The organism is Edaphobacter flagellatus, assembly GCF_025264665.1.
Lineage (GTDB): Bacteria > Acidobacteriota > Terriglobia > Terriglobales > Acidobacteriaceae > Edaphobacter > Edaphobacter flagellatus.
Map to the genome: position 1 here is coordinate 3,964,935 of NZ_CP073697.1, position 17,491 is coordinate 3,982,425.

The 17,491-nt window shown below is 60.4% G+C and carries 13 protein-coding genes; 6 read left to right on the top strand and 7 right to left on the bottom strand.

What is annotated here, in order from left to right; genetic code table 11:
* Positions 1 to 39: 39 nt before the first annotated feature.
* The 4 genes from infB to KFE13_RS16635 form a co-directional block, all read right to left on the bottom strand.
* Positions 40 to 3,168 carry a translation initiation factor IF-2 gene (gene infB / locus KFE13_RS16620; RefSeq protein ID WP_260704667.1) on the bottom strand — a complete coding sequence of 1,043 codons (3,129 nt, stop codon included), beginning with the start codon at positions 3,166 to 3,168 and terminating at the stop codon, positions 40 to 42.
* A gap of 124 nt (positions 3,169 to 3,292) precedes the next feature.
* Positions 3,293 to 4,864, bottom strand: coding sequence for a transcription termination factor NusA (gene nusA / locus KFE13_RS16625; protein ID WP_260704670.1), 1,572 nt, complete (start codon positions 4,862 to 4,864; stop codon positions 3,293 to 3,295).
* Between the two features lie 94 nt (positions 4,865 to 4,958).
* Entirely contained in the window at positions 4,959 to 5,549 is a 591-nt protein-coding gene (locus KFE13_RS16630) for a ribosome maturation factor RimP (protein ID WP_260704672.1), read from the bottom strand.
* Between the two features lie 220 nt (positions 5,550 to 5,769).
* Positions 5,770 to 6,717: a beta-1,6-N-acetylglucosaminyltransferase gene (locus tag KFE13_RS16635; protein ID WP_260704676.1), complete on the bottom strand. Its 948-nt coding sequence runs from the start codon at positions 6,715 to 6,717 to the stop codon at positions 5,770 to 5,772.
* A 214-nt stretch (positions 6,718 to 6,931) separates the two neighbouring features.
* On the opposite strand from KFE13_RS16635, the gene guaB reads away from it, so the two are divergent.
* The 6 genes from guaB to KFE13_RS16665 all read left to right on the top strand — a co-directional run bounded on the left by guaB (position 6,932) and on the right by KFE13_RS16665 (position 13,550).
* The gene (gene guaB, locus KFE13_RS16640) at positions 6,932 to 8,449 is read left to right on the top strand and encodes an IMP dehydrogenase (RefSeq protein ID WP_260704683.1); all 1,518 of its coding nucleotides are present in this window, start codon (positions 6,932 to 6,934) and stop codon (positions 8,447 to 8,449) included.
* Between the two features lie 241 nt (positions 8,450 to 8,690).
* A complete protein-coding gene (locus KFE13_RS16645; protein ID WP_313900658.1) occupies positions 8,691 to 9,092 on the top strand; it encodes a DUF503 domain-containing protein in 402 nt (133 codons plus the stop codon).
* 91 nt (positions 9,093 to 9,183) lie between these two features.
* The gene (rbfA, locus tag KFE13_RS16650; protein WP_260704685.1) at positions 9,184 to 9,585 is read left to right on the top strand and encodes a 30S ribosome-binding factor RbfA; all 402 of its coding nucleotides are present in this window, start codon (positions 9,184 to 9,186) and stop codon (positions 9,583 to 9,585) included.
* Positions 9,582 to 10,553 (top strand): DHH family phosphoesterase, encoded by a 972-nt coding sequence (locus KFE13_RS16655; RefSeq protein WP_260704687.1) that lies wholly within the window; start codon positions 9,582 to 9,584, stop codon positions 10,551 to 10,553. The genes rbfA and KFE13_RS16655 overlap by 4 nt, the downstream gene beginning before the upstream one ends.
* 118 nt (positions 10,554 to 10,671) lie before the next feature.
* Positions 10,672 to 12,417, top strand: a complete 1,746-nt coding sequence (locus KFE13_RS16660; protein WP_313900659.1) for an ArnT family glycosyltransferase — start codon at positions 10,672 to 10,674, stop codon at positions 12,415 to 12,417.
* Between the two features lie 110 nt (positions 12,418 to 12,527).
* The gene (locus tag KFE13_RS16665) at positions 12,528 to 13,550 is read left to right on the top strand and encodes a GNAT family N-acetyltransferase (protein WP_260704689.1); all 1,023 of its coding nucleotides are present in this window, start codon (positions 12,528 to 12,530) and stop codon (positions 13,548 to 13,550) included.
* A 49-nt stretch (positions 13,551 to 13,599) separates the two neighbouring features.
* On the opposite strand, the gene KFE13_RS16670 is transcribed toward KFE13_RS16665, so the two are convergent.
* The 3 genes from KFE13_RS16670 to KFE13_RS16680 form a co-directional block, all read right to left on the bottom strand.
* Positions 13,600 to 14,295, bottom strand: a complete 696-nt coding sequence (locus KFE13_RS16670) for an outer membrane beta-barrel protein (protein ID WP_260704690.1) — start codon at positions 14,293 to 14,295, stop codon at positions 13,600 to 13,602.
* A gap of 111 nt (positions 14,296 to 14,406) precedes the next feature.
* Positions 14,407 to 15,717: an NfeD family protein gene (locus KFE13_RS16675; RefSeq protein WP_260704692.1), complete on the bottom strand. Its 1,311-nt coding sequence runs from the start codon at positions 15,715 to 15,717 to the stop codon at positions 14,407 to 14,409.
* Complete coding sequence (locus KFE13_RS16680) at positions 15,714 to 17,300, bottom strand: tetratricopeptide repeat protein (protein WP_260704694.1); 1,587 nt, start codon at positions 17,298 to 17,300, stop codon at positions 15,714 to 15,716. The genes KFE13_RS16675 and KFE13_RS16680 overlap by 4 nt, the downstream gene beginning before the upstream one ends.
* Between the last annotated feature and the right edge of the window lie 191 nt (positions 17,301 to 17,491).

A 17,491-nucleotide genomic window follows, 5' to 3' on the forward strand; every position in this document is an offset into this window, starting at 1 on the left:
GATTGCTCCCGGCCTTTGCTTTGGATTGAGGTTGGCAGACTATGCGCTGGCAGAATCTCCGCTCTCTGCCTTGCGTTGTGCTGCGGTCTGGCCGAGTTCGGCGGCGAGACGCTCGGTGGTGAAGGCCTCGATGAAATCGCCGACCTGAATGTCCTTGAAGTTGCCGAGATCGATACCGCACTCGACACCCTGACGGACCTCGGAGGCATCGTCCTTGAAGCGCTTGAGCGAAGCGATCTTGCCCTTCCAGACCTCCTCGCCGTTGCGCTCGACCTTGACCTGCGCGTCGCGGCGTATAAGTCCGTCGCGAACGATGCAGCCAGCGATCTGGCCGACCTTGGTGATCTTGAAGACGTTGAGCACCTCGGCGCGTCCCAGGTAGTTCTCCTTGAACACAGGCTCGAGCAGGCCGTACATGGCCTTGGTGATCTCGTCCTGCAGTTCGTAGATGATCGAGTGGATGCGGATCTCGACGTTCTCGCGCTCGGCGATCTCGGCGGCCTTGCGGTCTGGACGCACGTTGAAGCCGATGACGACAGCGTTCGAGGCCGACGCCAGCAGCACGTCGGATTCCGTGATGGCACCGACGCCTGCGCGAAGTACGCGGACTCGAACCTTTTCCGTGGACATCTTCTCGAGCGAGTCGGCGAGCACTTCGACAGAGCCCTGCACGTCGCCCTTGAGGATGAGGTTCAGGTCCTTCATGCCGGCCTGCTTGATCTGCTCGGAGAGGCCCTCGAGCGAGACACGCGAGCTCTTGGCAAGCTGCGCCTCGCGCTCCTTCAGCGTACGGTAGCGTGCGATTTCCTTGGCACGGTCGCGGTCGGCCATGACGAGGAAGGTATCGCCAGCATCGGGGATGGCTTCGAGGCCGAGGATCTCAACTGGGGTCGAGGGGCCAGCCTCTTCGATGGCGCGTCCGCGGTCGTCGAACATGGCACGGACCTTACCAAACGTGTTGCCGACGATGTAGCTGTCACCGATGCGGAGCGTTCCGTTCTGCACCAGGATGGAGGCTACCGCGCCGCGTCCGCGATCGAGCTTGGCTTCGATGACGGTACCGACAGCGGGACGCTCCGGCTGTGCCTTTTGCTCGTTGACGTCGGCGACGAGGCAGATCATCTCCTCGAGCTTGTCGAGGTTCATGCGCTTCTTGGCAGACACCTCCACGTATTCGACGTCGCCGCCCCAGCCCTGGAGCTGCAGGCCGCGCTCGGCGAGCTGCTGCTTGATGCGGTCGGGGTTGGCTTCGGGCTTGTCGATCTTGTTGATCGCCACGATGATCGGCACGCTGGCGGCCTTGGCATGGTCGATCGCCTCAAGCGTCTGCGGCATGACGCCATCGTCGGCTGCGACCACGATGACGACGATGTCTGTGACCTTGGCTCCGCGAGCACGCATGCGGGTGAAGGCCTCATGACCGGGGGTGTCGAGGAAGACGATCTCGCGGCCGAAGGCGGGCGAGTCGGGCTTGGTAATTTTGACCTTGTAGGCGCCGATGTGCTGGGTGATGCCTCCAGCCTCGCCTGCGGCGACATCGGTCAAGCGGATGGCGTCGAGCAGCGAGGTCTTACCGTGATCGACGTGGCCCATGACGGTGACCACGGGCGAGCGCACGATCTCGGTCATGCCGGTCGTGTCCTCGAGGAAGCCTTCGATGGCCTCGTTCTCCATCTGCTCTTCGACCGAGATGATGGTAGCGTCTGCGCCGAACTGGCGCGCGACGTCCTTCACCAGCTCGCCTTCGAGCGACTGGTTGACCGTGACGAAGACGCCACGCATCAACAGCGTTGCGATCAGGTCCTTGCCGCGGATGTCGAGCTTCTCGGCGAGATCCTTGACGCTGATGCCTTCCGTCACGGTAATGGTGCGGGTGATCGGCAGCGGCTCGTGGGGGATCTGGACTCCACCAAAACGCGGTGGCGGAGCAAAGCCCTTCATCGGGCCTTCTTTGCTCTTTTCGTAACGTTGGTTTCCGCCTCGACCGCGAGGTGCGGGACGGCCCTGCGGACGGCCAGCCGGGGCTTCGACCGAACCTGGAGGAAGCAGACCGGGGGCTCCGGGGCGTGGGCCACCAAAGCCAGGGCGCGGTCCACCGAAGCCGGGACGACCACCTGGGCCGCCAGGGCGACCTCCGGGTCCGCCAAAGCCTGGGCGTCCGCCTGGACCTCCGGGGCCACCTGGACCGCCGGGGAAGCTGCGCGTAGGATGCATGGGCCGTCGCGCTCCGGGTGGAAGCGAGGGACGGTTGCCTCCGGGGGCTCCAGGGCCCTGTGGGCGTGGCCGCTCAAAGATGGGGCGATTACGCGGCGGAACTCCAGGTGCGTTGACAGGGGCCGTATAAATGGGGCGTGGGCCTGTCTGCGGCATGATGACGCGGCGCGCAGGTGCGGCGGGCGCTGTTACGGCTGCTGCGGGTGCTTCTGGCGCCGTCTCTGCTGGCGTAGCTGCCGGAGGCTCAACGACCGGAGCTGGGGCAGGGGCTGGTGTGGCCGGTGCGACTGCTTGCTGCACAGCCGGAGCGGGAGGCGCAACCGGTGTAGCGGGTGGCTGTACCGCAGCCGGTGCCGCTGGCTTCGGAGTCGCAACGACCACCGGGCGTTCCTGCACAGGAGCGGCGGGAGGCGTAGCTGGGGGACGGGCAATAACCGGTCCTGCCGGCGGCTTGGTGGCGATGGCCGGTGCCTGTTGCGGAGGAGCAACAATATTTGCCTGTGGGCGAGGCTGCGGGACGATCTTTCGCGGACCTTGAGGCGCAGCCGGAGCTACAGCAGGAGGCGCGACGGCAACCGGAGGAGTGCTCGGCGCTGCTGCCGGACGCTGTGCTGTAGCGGGCGGGACCACAACGGCCGGACGCGCTGCAACGGGTGGTGCAGCCTTAGCTGCGGTCTCGGCCTGCTTACGCTCGAGGATTGCCTTCAGTGCATCGCCGGGTTTGGAGACCTTGGAGAGGTCGAACTTCGGCTTGGAGTCGGCAGCCGGTTTACCGGCGCCCGATGCACGCGAGCCGCCTGTCAGGTAGGCGCGAACCTTCTCTGCTTCGTCGGCTTCAATAGAGCTGGAGTGGGTCTTCTTCTCTGTAACGCCGACAGCCGTCAGCGCGTCCAGAATGGACTTGCTCTTCACTTCCAGTTCGCGTGCCAGATCGTTGATTCGAACTTTGCTCATCCGTTCCTTTATTTTGCTTCCCTAGCGCCCTTAGCTGCTCATATCGGCCTCTTCGAGGTAGGAATCGTTATCTCTATTATCTCTGAAGTTGCTGCATCCGCGATGCAGCGCCTCACGACCGCGGCTAGCCACGGTCGTTTCCATCGTCGATGCCTTCGTCGGAGACCTCCTGGGCTTCGTCGACCAGGGTGTCGATGGCATCGTTATCTTGCTCGATCTGTTCTTCGCGCGCATCTGCGTCGCTGTATGCATCGGAGTCCGACGCCTTCTCTTCAGCTTCGGCGATATCCTCGGCGCTGAATGCGTTGACCTCTTTTGCGCTACCTGTTCCAGCTTCACTTGCGAGAATTTCTTCCGGAGTTTTCACAGAACCCTCCCCTTCTACAGCCGCAGCGACCGTCGCGGGACGCTCTTCGCCTTCTTCGTACTGTCCGAAATAATGGCGCACGGCGACCGAAATCTTCTCGACCGTCTTTTCGCCAATGCCCGGAACCTCTTCGAGCTGCTCGGGGGTCATGTCGGCAAGTGACTCGACCGTGGTGATGCCTGCAGCCACCAGCTTCTCGATGATGGACTCACCAAGCTCGGAGACCTGCTCGATCGGCGTCGAAGGCCCGCCACCCATGGCCTGCATCTGCTGTTCGACCTCCTGGCGCTTCTCCTCTTCGCTCTTGATGTCGATCTTCCACTGCAGCAGCTTGGCGGCCAGGCGGACGTTCTGTCCCTTCTTACCGATGGCAAGCGAGAGCTGGGTGTCGTCGACGATGACCTCAAGCTGCTTCTCGCCGAGATCGGTGATGGAGACGCGCGATACCTTGGCGGGCTGCAATGCTTTCTCCGCGAAGGTGGTGATCTCGTCGGAGAACTCGATGATGTCGATCTTCTCGCCGCGCAGCTCACGGATGATGGACTGCACGCGCATGCCTTTCATGCCGACGCAGGCGCCGACCGGGTCGACGTCCTTGTCGCGGGACTGTACGGCGATCTTGGTGCGCTCGCCGGCCTCTCGCGCGATGGCCTTGATGGTCACCGTGTTGTCGTAGATCTCCGGCACTTCGCTCTGGAAGAGATTCTGCACGAGGATCGGTGAGGCGCGGGAGACGATGACCTGCGGGCCCTTGGCAGCGCGGTCGACGCGCAGCAGCACAACGCGTACACGCTCGCCGACGGCAAACTGCTCCAGACGCGACTGCTCGCGCTTGGGCATGCGGGCCTCCGCCTTGCCGAGGTCAAAGATGACGTCCATCGGCTCCAGACGTTTGACGGTCGCTGTGAGGACCTCATTGGCGCGGTGCGCATACTCGTTGAAGACTGTATCGCGCTCAGCCTCGCGGACCTTCTGAAAAATAACCTGCTTGGCCATCTGCGCTGCGATACGGCCGAGCGGCGTGGTGTCCTTGTAGAAGCGCAGCTCACCGCCGACCTCAACCTCGGGTGCGAGGGCGCGGGCCTGCTCCAGCGTCAGCTGGTTGATTTCGTCCTCGACCTGCTCGGGGCCGTCGACCACTGTTTTGAACACATACGCGCGGATCTCACCCGTTTCGCGGTCCATCTCGGCGCGCATGTTCTCCTGCGTCTTGTAGTACTTGCGTGTCGCCAGCGCGATTGCGTCTTCGACGGCGCCTACGACGACGTTTGCATCGATGCCCTTATCGCGGCTCAAAATTTCGATCGACTGATACAAAGCACTTGCCATTGCTGTTGTCCTTCTTTTCTGCAACTCGTCCGGCGAGGGAGCATTCCGCTGCCGGAGCTGAAATCTTTCGGTGTTGTTATTCAGATGCGGCGAGCTAGAGTTCAGCCACCAGCTGCGCCTTTTCTATATTGGCCAGCGGAATCTCCACCACCGGCGCGGTTACAGCTTTCTTTGCCTTGCCCTTCTGCTTGACGGCAGAGAGGTCCAGCGTCAGTACGTTATTCGCAAAACCTGTCAGGCGCCCCTGCCAGTGCCGGTTATTGTTGACCGGCGAAAAAGTCTGAATCTTCACGAGGCTTCCGGTAAAGCGGACGTAGTCTTCGGGCTTTTGCAGCCGACGCTCCAGGCCGGGCGAGGAGACCTCAAGGGTGTACTCAGCTCCGGGCATCAGATCTTCTACGTCGAGGACGGTGCCGAAGTCCTGCGCGAAGCTGGCGCAATCTTCGTGCGTAACGCCCGAGAGCATCTCGGCGGGAACACCTTTGGGCAGGGCAGCATCCTCGTCCGCGCCTTCAGGGGCGGTTTTAGCGGCAAGCTTCGCGCGCTCCTCGGCGTTCTTTTCGATGAAGATGCGAAGCGTGCGGAACTTCGCGCCGCCCTGATACTCCAGGTCGACCACGTCGAGGTGGTGCGAGGCGGCTACGCGCTCTGCTGTTGCCCGAATTGTGTCCAGATTCAACGCCATTCATCGTTTCCTGTTGCTTTGCGCGGGGCCATCCGCCTTGCGGCTCCGGGCATATTTCAGAGCAAATAAAAAGTGGGCTCTAGCCCACTCATCTCTTCCGTCGTTTTGCCGGACACGTCACGGCGTACCATCAGCGGCAGAATAAATTCGCTATTCAGATACTAGGCCACTTCGAGGAAAAACTCAATATCCGCCTCCCGTGCGAGCGGGGCCGTACAGTTCAGGCGCTCTGACGGTCTAACTCCAGTTGTGTCTGGGAGAGTTGCTCGCTGAGTCGGAGCAGCATCTCCCGATTGAATTGGAACTTTCGCGCGAAATGAGACGAAGAGGACAGCAGGTGCGGAATGTCGGCCTCGGTCAGAGTGCGCGGATGATTGAACTGACCGGCCCAGTCTGTAAAACGCTTATTGTCGGGCGATATTTTCAAAGACGGGACATTGCCCAGCACTGTATGCGTAAACCCTTCATCGGGAACGGGGCGGCGCATAAAGTGGGCAATCAGGCTGCGGTTCAGCTCGCTGTCTGCTATCAATGCTTCCGCGGTTGCACGGTTGCCGGTCAGCCAGAAGTCTCCGGCATAACATTTAACAGAGCCATGAAACGGGGTCAGTTTCTCGATCAGGAACCTTTGACGCAGATAAAAAGCTTTGGTTCTCCACTTCATGCGAGTAGCCAGCTTATAGAAGCCAAAGCCGATGGCCACATACCGCTCAAAAGCGAGCCGTTCCCAGGCCGGGTGCACGAAATTTTCGTTTCCAAATCCTTTTTCATGCGGAATCGGCAGGTCGCAGCGTTCGATTTGCCGATGATAGAGATATGCATCGAAGCCGCCGTTGTAGAGATCGTCCAAGATGGACTGCGCTGGCTTTATGGGAAAGTCCGCCGCGCTTAGAACAACAAACCAGTCTGGGTTGTGATCGGCATAGAGACGGCGTAAGGCTTTAAGCTTGCCCCCAACAATACCCCAGCTTCCCCACTGCGTCGTAAGCCAATCCTCAACAAAGCTGACGTTTTTCGGGAAGAGCCCGACATTCACTTGGCATTGGCTGAAGTCGTGATGAATGACGATGGGTGCGTTGTCGAAAAGCTTCGTCAGCTGTTCGCAGAGGAACAGGATCTGGTCTGGATTGTTGTGCGTCAGGAGCACAAAACCAATGGCAGGATTCACAGAAGTCAACTTTCGAGGTCGAACAAAGACGTGCAGATACGTAGTTCTGTTACAGATGCGTAGTTATGTTAATAGCCGATGGCGCTTTGATGAACAACTGTTTTGGGACGGGTAGAACCTTGCTGTAATGCAGCATTCTCCCCTACAATTGACTATTAAATCTTCAACGCCTATCGCCTCCTATGAGGCCCTCACACGGGATTAATAAAACGACATGATTCAACTCCCTGTACCCGAAGCGCTCACCTTCGACGACGTCCTTCTTGTACCTGCTTACAGCGATGTGATTCCTACCCAGGTTTCGACACAGACGCAACTGACTCGCAATATCACCCTGTTTACTCCGCTGCTGTCGGCGGCGATGGATACGGTTACGGAATCGCGGCTGGCGATTGCCATGGCGCAGCAGGGAGGTATGGGCGTTGTGCACCGGAATCTGACGATCGAGCAGCAGGCAGGCGAGATCGATAAGGTGAAGCGTTCGGAGTCGGGCATGATCGTCGATCCGGTGACGATTGAGCCAGAGCAGCCTATCGCGGCTGCGCTCGAGGTGATGCGGCGCTACAAGATCTCCGGCGTTCCGGTGACGAAGAACAAGAAGCTGGTTGGCATCCTGACCAATCGCGACCTGCGGTTTGTCTTGCGGACGGATATTCCGATTGCGGATGTGATGACGAAGAGCAACCTGATCACGGTTCCGGTGGGAACGACGCTCGAACAGGCGGAGCAGATTCTGCATCAGCATCGGGTGGAGAAGCTGCTGGTGGTCAACGACGACTACGAGCTGAAGGGCCTGATCACGGTCAAGGACATTCAGAAGAAGTTGAAGTATCCGAACGCTTCGAAGGACTCGCAGGGACGACTTCGGGTTGCGGGCGCGATTGGCGCGACGGGCGACTTCCTGGAGCGTGCGGAGGAACTGGTCAAGGCGCGTGTGGATGCGCTGGCGATCGACTCGGCGCATGGTCATTCGTCGCGTGTGCTGGAGGCGGTGCGCGAGACGAAGCGCCGCTTTCCGGAGATCGATCTGCTGGCAGGCAATGTGGCGACATACGATGGCGCATTGGCGCTGATCAAAGCTGGAGCTGATGCGGTGAAAGTAGGAATCGGGCCGGGCTCGATCTGCACGACGCGCATGGTGACGGGTGCGGGCATGCCGCAGATTACGGCGATTTCGGAGGCCTACCGTGCAGGTAAGGAGAACAACGTTCCGATCATCGCGGACGGTGGCATCAAGTACTCGGGCGATGTGACCAAGGCGATTGCCGCGGGCGCGAGCGTGGTGATGATGGGCTCGCTGTTTGCCGGAGTCGATGAGTCGCCGGGCGAAACAATTCTTTACCAGGGCCGCAGCTTCAAGGCCTATCGCGGTATGGGCTCGCTGAGTGCGATGGCGCAGGGCTCGGGAGAGCGCTACTTCCAGGGCAAGGACGACATCTCGGAGAGCGAGCGGCCGAACCTGACTGCTCGCGAGAATGCTTCGTCGAACCGGCTGGCGAAGTTCGTGCCGGAAGGCATCGAAGGCCGCGTGCCGCATCGCGGGCCGCTGGAAGGCGTTGTTTACCAGATGGTTGGCGGCCTGCGGTCGGGAATGGGCTATCTCGGGTGCTCGTCGATCCGGGAGCTGCAGGAGAATGCACGGTTTATCCGCATCTCCGGAGCTGGGCTACGAGAGAGCCATGTGCATGATGTGATCATCACGCGTGAGGCACCGAACTATCACGTAGAATAGGCCCCCCTCCCCCCTCAAAGGTGGTAAGTGATTTGCTTTCTGTTGTTTGCTCGATTTGCACAGGGCAAAATATTGAAAACAGATCAGTTAAGGCCAAAAATATTGATTCCAAAGGAGAAAAGCCCCGCAATGCGCGGGGCTTTTTGCCTACTTCTTAAAGATAACAAATCGGGATAGGTCAATCGGCACATTTTTGTAACTCTATCTCTTTTTGATTGTGATGGTTACGATTTAAGGGGGCTTGACAAGATTTGCGCCCAGTCCGGCGGAATATGAGGAATGCTCGATTTCGCTCGGCATGGTGCGTGGGTGCGAGGGGTTAGACTTCATCCTGTTTATGCCGATTGCCAGCCTGACCCTTGAAATCGAGATTCCTCATGCCCAGTCGTTGAAGGACCGCCGTCAGGTGGTGCGGTCGATGAAGGAGCGCCTGCGCCATGCGTTCAACCTTTCGATTGCAGAGCTGGACAACGCGGAGGTATGGAACCGGGCGACGCTGGGGATTGCGGCCATCTCTTCGTCTACAAGTTATTTGAATGGGCAACTGCGGGAGATCGACCAGGCGGCGCACCGGATTGCGAACGGATTGGGGGCGCAGATTGTGGACTCCTGGGCGGAGGTGCTTTCGCCTGGGGAGGAGTGAGATTGCGGCCATCTTTGTGCTGGCCGAGTCCAGCAATTAGGATGGGTGAAGGATTTTTGATATTCTCAACCGTTCGCCAACCAAAAGACCTATGCCAGAACAGAGAGCCAGAGCGTACCACCGTAGTCGAGTTGCCAACACTTTCTCCGAAGAGATTGGAGCGATGCTGGAGGGAGAGTTGTCGGACCCCCGTATTGCGCCAAGCCATGTGACCGACGTGGTGCTTGCCCCCGGAGGGAAGTCGGCGCGTATTTATGTTGCTGTTCATGGCAACGAAGAGGAGGAGGAGTCGACGCTTGCCGGGTTAATGGCGGCGCGGGCCTACATTCGTTCGCAGCTTCGTGAGCGGATGGGGGTGCGGCATGTTCCTGATCTGACGTTTGCCATCGACCGGTCGGAGAAGATGACGGGACGCGTGGACGAGCTGCTGGGCCGTATCCATAAGCGGGAAAAGAAGCCCGTGCAGAATGTCGAGGCGATTTCCGGATCATGACTGTAGACCCTCCCATCGTGGCCTTGCTGGAGGCCTTCCGATCGCATCGCCACTTTCTGGTTACCTCGCATGAGCGTCCTGACGGGGACGCGATTGGCTCTGTATTGGCTACGGCCGAATTGCTGGAGCTGCTGGGGCGCGAAGCGACGGTAGTTCTGGTCGATGAGATTCCCAATATCTACAAGACATTGCCGGGTGTTGACCGGATCGTGCAGGCATCGGATGTCGGCGAGGTGGAGCCGGACATTGCAGCTCCCGTGATTGTGCTGGAGTGCGATGGGATTCCGCGCACGGGACTTGCGGGCCTGGAGGGCAGGGTCCTGATCAATATTGACCACCATGCCAGCGGGCGGAATTTCGGCAAGGTGAACTGGATCGACGACGCCGCATGTGCGGTGGCCGAGCTGGTGTACCGGTTGGCGAAGGCTGCCGGGGTGGAGATCACTCCAGCGATGGCGACGTGCCTGTATACGGCGATTCTGTCGGATACGGGGTCGTTTACGTACTCGTGCACCAATGCAGGCACGTTTGCGATGGCGCACGATCTGGCAGCCCATGGCGCGAGTCCGAGTCAGATTGCGCGGGACATCTATTTTTCGAATTCGGAGGGCAAGATTCGCCTGCTGGGAACGGCCCTCTCGAATCTGCGAATGGACGGCGCCGTGGCGTGGAGCTGGGTGACGACGAACGATATGGACCGGGCCGGAGCAGGAGCGGAGGACTGCGAAGGTGTGGTGAATTACCTGATCAGCATTGCGGGAGTGGAGTCCGCAGTCTTTCTCCGCGAGCTTCCGTCGGTGGACCAATACCGGTTGAGCATACGCAGTAAAGGCAAAGTGGATGTGGCCCAGATCGCCGAGAGCTTCGGCGGCGGGGGACACCGCAATGCCAGCGGATGCACACTGGATGGGCCGCTGCCCGTTGCCATGGAGCGCATCCTAAGCCAACTACGAACGGGGCTCTGTTAATCTGGTTCCGTTTCCAATGCCCTGAATGAGTGAACGCTATCCATCATCTGGTTCTAGTGTGAGGACCGAAAAAGCTCCGCACGGTCTGTTGTACCGATTGTGGAACCACCCGGAGGCTATGGCCCCGCGTGAGTTGATCCTGCTGACGCTGGTGAGCGGGTTTCTGCTGCTGTATGGCCTGGTTCCGGCGTTTGGAGGCGACCAGCTGGGGCTGGTAGGTGCCGATGAGCCGCGATATGCGCAGATTGCCCGCGAGATGCTGGCGGCGCACTCGGAGGCATGTCATGCGGTGAATGCGAAGATCTTTCCGCGGAGTCTGCGGATCGAGGACCTGAAGGCTTCGTATCGTTGCCTGTCGGGTGGAACGGTGACGCCGATTTTGTACGGCAAGCCGTGGCTGGAGAAGCCGGCGCTGTATTACTGGCGAGCGATGGGGTTCTTCAAGGAGTTTGGCGTCTCGGACTGGGCGGCGCGGCTGCCGTCGTCTTCGGGCGCGTTTGTGCTGATTGCGTTGATCTATCTGCATATGCGGAGGTTCAGACCGGGTGGTCACCTGGATGCGGCGCTGATTACGGCTTCGTGCGTGGGGATTGTGAGCTTTGCGCGAGGCGCTTCGACGGATATGCAGCTGGCGGCGCCGTTCTGTATTGGCATGCTGGGCTGGTATGCGTGGTACGAGACGGGGAAGAAGTTCTGGCTGTTCGACCTGTACTTCTTCGGCGCGGCGGCGACGCTGGCCAAAGGGCCGGTGGCTCCGTTTCTGGCGCTGAGCATTATTGTGCTGTTTGCGGGGCTGAGGCGGGAGTGGTCGCTGCTGCGCAGGACGATCTGGCTGCCGGGCGTGGCGTTGTATCTCGCGATGGTGCTGCCGTGGTTTATCGCGGTGCAGCATCATAATCCGACGTTCTTCCGGGTGTTCTTTAAAGAACACAACCTGGAGCGGTTTGCGACGAATCGTTATCAGCACCATCAGCCGTTCTGGTACTACGTTGCGGTGCTGGTGATCGCGCTGATGCCGTGGACGGTGATCGCGCTGCGCGCACTGCTGGATTCGATTGAAGTGTCGATCGCGGAGTGGAAGGTGCGGCATAATCCGACGCGCTACCTGGGGCATACGCGCGCGGGCGATGCGTTCCCGGAGTTCCTGGTGCTGTGGGCGCTGTTTCCGATTGTCTTCTTCTCGTTTTCAGGATCGAAGCTTCCCGGGTACATCCTGCCATCGATTCCTCCGCTGACGATTCTGGCGGCAGATTATATGAATCGCATACGGAGGCAGGGACTGCCGCGGTGGCTGCTGTGGTCGCATGCGGCGATGTGCGCGCTGCTGGTCTTTGTGCTGACGCTGGCTCCGCAGCATATGAAGTACGAGACGCTGGTGCCTTCGGCGACATGGCTGGCGGTGGCTGCGGCTGCTGCGGTGTTCTTTGGGGCGCTGGTGTTCTGGATTGTGCGGCGGTGGGGAATTTCGCAGATTGCGAATGCGACGCTGCTGCCGGTCCTGGCTGTGCTGGTGTTTCTGCTGGGGTTCCACGGGAAGGATCTGGATCTGAACTATTCGGCGCGTCCGCTGGCGGAGGAGATGGCGAAGCAGGCTCCGGATGTGAAGGTTGTGGCGGTGGAGTCGGTGAGGCGCGACATTGATTACGGGCTGGCGTTTTATCGCAACGAGCCGATGGTGCACTATGACTCGGACGGCGTTCCGGCGGGTGAGCATCTGCTGGTGATTCGTGCGAGCGATACCGCTGACTTAGATCGGTATCTGGCGGGAAGAGTGTATAAGCCGCTGTTTCTGTATGACTCGCAGGGGCTGGAAGTGTATCGGGTTGCAGCGCGGCCTGAGGGTGCATTGCAGCCCGGCTTATAAGTGAGAGTCCGGTGTGTGGAAATGGTGCTTGTCGAAGCAGGAATTTCCGATAAGCTCTTTCGATAAGGCTCCCTGGACGGGATGGGAGAGCTTGCGGAGATTTTCCAGTTGTGACGGTTGCGACCCAACTCGAGATTCTGGACCTGAGGCATTTCTCGGCGCGTCAGCTGCGGCCCCTGCTGGAGGCTGAGGCGAGGATATGGGAGCAGAGGCTGCGGTGGGATTACCGCGGCTCGACGGAGCTGCTGCTGCAGTATCTGGATTCGCGGATTCTGCCGGGGTTTGTGGCGCTGGATCGCGGGAAGGTCTGCGGCTATACGTTCTGCGTTTATGAAGGCCACAAGGCCGTGGTGGGCGATGCGTTTGCGATGGCAGGCGATGTGGAACAGAGCCTGTATGTGACGCAGACCCTGTTGCGGCGGCTGATGGAGCTGCTACTGCACTCGCCGCATATTGAACGTATTGAATCGCAGCTTCTGCTGTACGACTCGTCGTTGGTGCAGGAGAGCTTTCTGGAGGCCGGTTTTGTGCAACATGCGCGGCTCTTCATGGAGTGCGATCTGGCGCGCGAGCCGTGGCGAGTCGCAGACGCGAAGCCGAGGATGACATTGCCTGCGGGCGTTGAGTTGATTCCGTGGTCGACGACGTATTATCAGCAGGCGGCGGAGCTGATTCATGCGGCGTATGCAGGGCATATCGACGCGCAGATCAACGATCAGTACTGCTCGCTGCATGGGTCACTGCGGTTTCTGCATAACATTGTCCGCTTTCCGGGATGCGGTGTCTTCGACGCCGACCAGTCGTGGCTGTTGCTGGACAAGCGTACCGGCACGCTGGCAGGGATGCTGTTGTGCTCGCGTGTGTCGCCGGATGTGGCGCATATTACACAGCTCTGCGTGCTGCCGTCGTTTCGTGGGCTGGGTTTGGGGAGGCTGCTGCTGCAACATGCGATGGCGCAGCTGATGATCGCGGGGTATTCCGCCATTACGCTGACGGTGACAGAGGCGAACAGGCAGGCAGTGCAGCTTTATCTTGCTTTGGGGTTCCGCGTGCGGTATCGCTTCGATGCGATGGTGCTGGACCGGAGCGAAGAACGCGGACCGGATACGGTCTGGCGGCTGCGCAAAAACTAAGGGCGCAGCCTGAAGCCGCACCCTCTATTCCATTACGAAATTCAATCCGCTAGAAGCGAAGGAAGAAACCTGCGGCCGGTTCGATGGTCCAGGTTTGTTGCTGAATCCTGAGGTAGTTCGCCTGGAAGTCGGGAGCTTTGAAGAATGTCTGACGAAGCTGGATGCGAAGGCCAAAGTGATCGTTGAAGACGTTCTGCTCGGCACCCACGGCGTAGTAATAGGTCATACGTGCCTGCTCCGGTAATTTCTGACCGCCGCCTGTTGTGGGGCGGAAGGCTGTGGAGCCAGCGCCGACAGCGATAAAGGGATGGGCGCTAAGAAGCAGGCGCGGGGGATGAGCGACGTAGCCGAGGCTGTATTCGTTGGCGTTGGTCTGTACGCCGCCAGTGATGTACTGGTTGGGAATGCTGGCGTTGGTCGCGTTGGTAAAGTTCTCGGTATAGCGAGCGTAGCCATAGTTGAACTCGCCGCCTAACCAGGGAGATTTCGTGTAGCGGATGGTGACAAGGGCACCAACCGTGGTGGAGGCGTTTTGGTCGACTTTGAGATGGTCGCGCTCGTTTATGCCGGAGACACTCTTGGTGATGGCGCCGAAGCCACTAATTCCCAGATCGAGGCGCGAGAGATGGCGATCGAGCGTGGAGTTGCCGGTGGTGGCCTGAGCATGGACTGCCGGGGCAACGAGTGATGCAAAGAGGCAAAGAACGAAGCTCCGGGCGAGCAGCAGGCGAGACACATTCGACATCAGCAACAGACTCCTTAGAAACGGCTTGCGACAAGAGATGATGTACTTCCAGTCTACTCTGTAGGGTCGCTTTCCGTCCGGGATGAAGGGTTTTCGGAGAACCGAAATATCTTAGGGTTCGACGAGTAGAGTGAGGTTTTCGATAGCGCGGACATAGACAGTGCTTCCGGGGGGTATAGGGGCGGAAGCGGGATTGAGCAGGCGGGCCTGCCAGATTTCGCCGCGAATTTCGACCTGGCCGGTGGGTGAAAGAGAAGTGCGGGCGATGGCGGAGGCTCCGACCATGGCCTGCGGGCCAATGAGGATTTTGTTGCGGCGAGCGCGCAGGGCGATAAAAGCCAGCGAGAAGGAGATGATGCCGAAGGCGATGCCGAGAGAGACAGCCGTGGAGGTGTGAACGCGCTGCTCGGGGATGGGGCCGTCGACCAGGGTCAGAAGCCCGAAGATGAGCGACAGGGTTCCGGCGAGGGCGAGGATGCCGTGGCTGGGGAACTTGGCTTCGAGCACGATGAGGGCAAGCGCAGCGAAGAGAAGAAAGACGGCCGTGTGGTGAATGGGAAGAAGATTGAGGCCGAAGAGCGCGAGCAGGAAGAGAAGTGTGCCGAGCGATCCGGGGACGATGGTGCCCGGGACGTTGAATTCGAGGTAGATGAGCAGCACGCCGATGACGAGGGCGAAGACGGCGAGGTCAGGGTTGGCCAGGCGGCTGAGGAGGCGCTCGCGCAGCGAGGGCTGGAGAAAGGAGATGGCCGCTCCTGCGAGATGCAGCGTTTGTGCGGAGCCGTCGAGGCGATGGATGGGATGGCCATCGAGCTGGTGCAGGAGATCGTCGTCGCTGGATGCGGTGAGATCGATGAGGTTGAGTTTGAGCGCTTCCTGATCGCTGTAGGATTTTGAGCTGCGGATGGCGTCTTCGGCGGCCTGCAGGTTGCGTCCGCGGCGCGAGGCGTAGGAGCGGAGGAAGGCTGCGGCGTCGTTTTCGATCTTCTCTTTGAGGACAGGGTCGAGCTGGCGTCCTTCGACGATGGGATGGGCTGCACCGGCATTCGTGCCGGGAGCCATGGCGGCGACGTCGGCGGCTTCGAGGATGAAGAAGCCTGCGGAACCGGCGCGGCTGCCAGTCGGTGAGATGTAGATGATGACGGGAACGCGGGAACGCTCGATGGCCTGGACGATCTCACGTGTGGAGTCGAGGAGGCCGCCGGGCGTGCCAAGCGAGATGAGGACGGCGGAGGCGTTGCTGCGCGCAGCCTCATCGATACCGCGCTCGATATAACTGGCGGAGATGGGCTGGATGGTGTCGTGGAGGGAGAGCTTGAGAACGCGGGGTGCGACGGGTGCGTTTTGTGCGTGGACGGTGATGACGCACAGGAGAAGTGCAATCAAGGCGAGCAGGGCGCGTTGCGAAGATGGAGGCTTCATGGAAGACTCTGGCCGCGTGCGGCGAGTGCCTGTTTCATGCCGAGAGCGGCGGTGTTGGTGGGCTCGATTTTGAGAGCCCGGCTGACGTCCGCAGCCGAGGCGGCGGTCTGGTTGTCGTGCAGCTCAAGCCGGGCGAGGACAAGGTAGGCGGGTGCGTTGGGGCGAAGCTGGATGGAGGCCTGGGCTTCGGTGCGTGCGGCGGCGATATCGCCACTTTGTTCGCGTACCTGGGCGAGTCCGGCGCGGGCTTCGGCGCTGGAGGTGTTGATGGCGAGCGCGGACTGGAACTGCTGTTCGGCTTCGGGAATAAGGCCCTGGGCGAGATAGTCGCGTCCGAGCTGAACATATTGCGAGACCTGCTCTGCAGCAGAAAGTGTGGCCATCCGCATGGCGCGCATCTGGTCAAGCTGGAAGGCAGCCTGACGGAAGGAAGCTTCGGAGTAAGTGCGGCGGATGCGTTCGAGAGGCTCGAAGGTTGGGCCGGAGGCTGGAGCTGGTTTTGTTGCACTGGTGGTTGTGGCGGTGGGTTTCGACGCGGGCAGTGCAATGGGAGCGGGTGGGCGTCCGAAGGCGATGAGGGCCTTCAGCTCGGGTGCTTCGGTGTCGTTGGGACGAAGACGGAGAACCTGGTTGACCTCGTCCTGAGCGCGGGCGAAGTTTCCCTGACGCCAGAGCGAGACGGCGAGGTTGTAGTGGAAGTCGGCGTCGTTGGGGTCGGCAGCGACGGCCCGCTCGAAGAGCGCTGTGGCGTTGTGGCCCTGGCGTGCGGAAGCGACGGCCTGATTGTTGATGACCTCAGGTAGAGGAAGGCGGCCGGCGACGAAGGTGAATGCTTTTTCGGCGTCGGCGTAGCGGGCGGAGTTGAAGCGTGCGAGACCGAGGTAGAAGTTTGCCTCCAGCGCGCGGCGGTCGGCAACAGGGATGCGCGCGAGAGTCTGGGAGGCGTGATCGTAATCGCGATCGGTGTACTGCGCTTTGCCCAGTGCGAGCAGCGCGGCGGCGTAGCTGGGCGACTCCTGCACGGCGAGCTGGAGGCGCTTGAGGCGCTCCTGTGGGGTGGCGGCGGCGATGCCGCGAATGTAGTTTTCGAAGGCGCTGAGTTTTACCTGGCCGGGAGCGGCAAGGAAAGTCTGTTCTGCGACATTGAAGCGCGGGTCGATTTGACGTGCGATCTTCCAGGCGATCGCGTTCTGTACGTCGAAGAGGCGAGTCAGCTCACTAGAGTCTTCGAGAGGCGAGGACATGCGCAGATTATTGACTTCGAGAACCTGGGCCTGGACAGAGATGCGTCCGTTGGCGACGTTGTAGCTGCCGATGATGACGTAGTTGGCGTCGAGCGTTTGCGCGATACGGATGGTGGTGGCGCGGGTGGGGCGGAAGTCGGTGGGAAGTCCGAGGTGGTCGAGTGCGTACTGACGGTCGTCGCGGGAGATGGTGAGGAATCCGGCGGAGTTGAGGCGCTGGTTGAGGGTGTCGGGGAAGGACTCGCCGATCCAGCCGAGGTCGGACTGACCGGAGCGGTTGTCGAAGGGAAGGACCAGCACGACGCGGCCGGTGGGGCCTGCGGCGTCGGCGCTTTGCATGGGAGCTGCGTGCGAGGCGAGTGCTACGCAGAAGAGAACGAGCAGGAGCAAGAGGCGCGAGAGACCCGAACGAAGATCAGTGAGCTGGTGCACAGCTTGAGTATAGAAGGGTGGCTGCTCCTCTGTAGATTTCGAATCATGTTACCTGAGAGAAGCCTTGCGCTGGTAAGCTTCCAGACGAGTTGAAGGTT

Bases quoted from the DNA above. Each gene is read 5' to 3' on its own strand.
- infB (WP_260704667.1), bottom strand. From the start codon at position 3,168: ATGAGCAAAGTTCGAATCAACGATCTGGCACGCGAACTGGAAGTGAAG.
- nusA (WP_260704670.1), bottom strand. From the start codon at position 4,864: ATGGCAAGTGCTTTGTATCAGTCGATCGAAATTTTGAGCCGCGATAAG.
- KFE13_RS16630 (WP_260704672.1), bottom strand. From the start codon at position 5,549: ATGGCGTTGAATCTGGACACAATTCGGGCAACAGCAGAGCGCGTAGCC.
- guaB (WP_260704683.1), top strand. From the start codon at position 6,932: ATGATTCAACTCCCTGTACCCGAAGCGCTCACCTTCGACGACGTCCTT.
- rbfA (WP_260704685.1), top strand. From the start codon at position 9,184: ATGCCAGAACAGAGAGCCAGAGCGTACCACCGTAGTCGAGTTGCCAAC.
- KFE13_RS16655 (WP_260704687.1), top strand. From the start codon at position 9,582: ATGACTGTAGACCCTCCCATCGTGGCCTTGCTGGAGGCCTTCCGATCG.
- KFE13_RS16660 (WP_313900659.1), top strand. From the start codon at position 10,672: ATGGCCCCGCGTGAGTTGATCCTGCTGACGCTGGTGAGCGGGTTTCTG.
- KFE13_RS16670 (WP_260704690.1), bottom strand. From the start codon at position 14,295: ATGTCGAATGTGTCTCGCCTGCTGCTCGCCCGGAGCTTCGTTCTTTGC.
- KFE13_RS16675 (WP_260704692.1), bottom strand. From the start codon at position 15,717: ATGAAGCCTCCATCTTCGCAACGCGCCCTGCTCGCCTTGATTGCACTT.
- KFE13_RS16680 (WP_260704694.1), bottom strand. From the start codon at position 17,300: ATGCAAAGCGCCGACGCCGCAGGCCCCACCGGCCGCGTCGTGCTGGTC.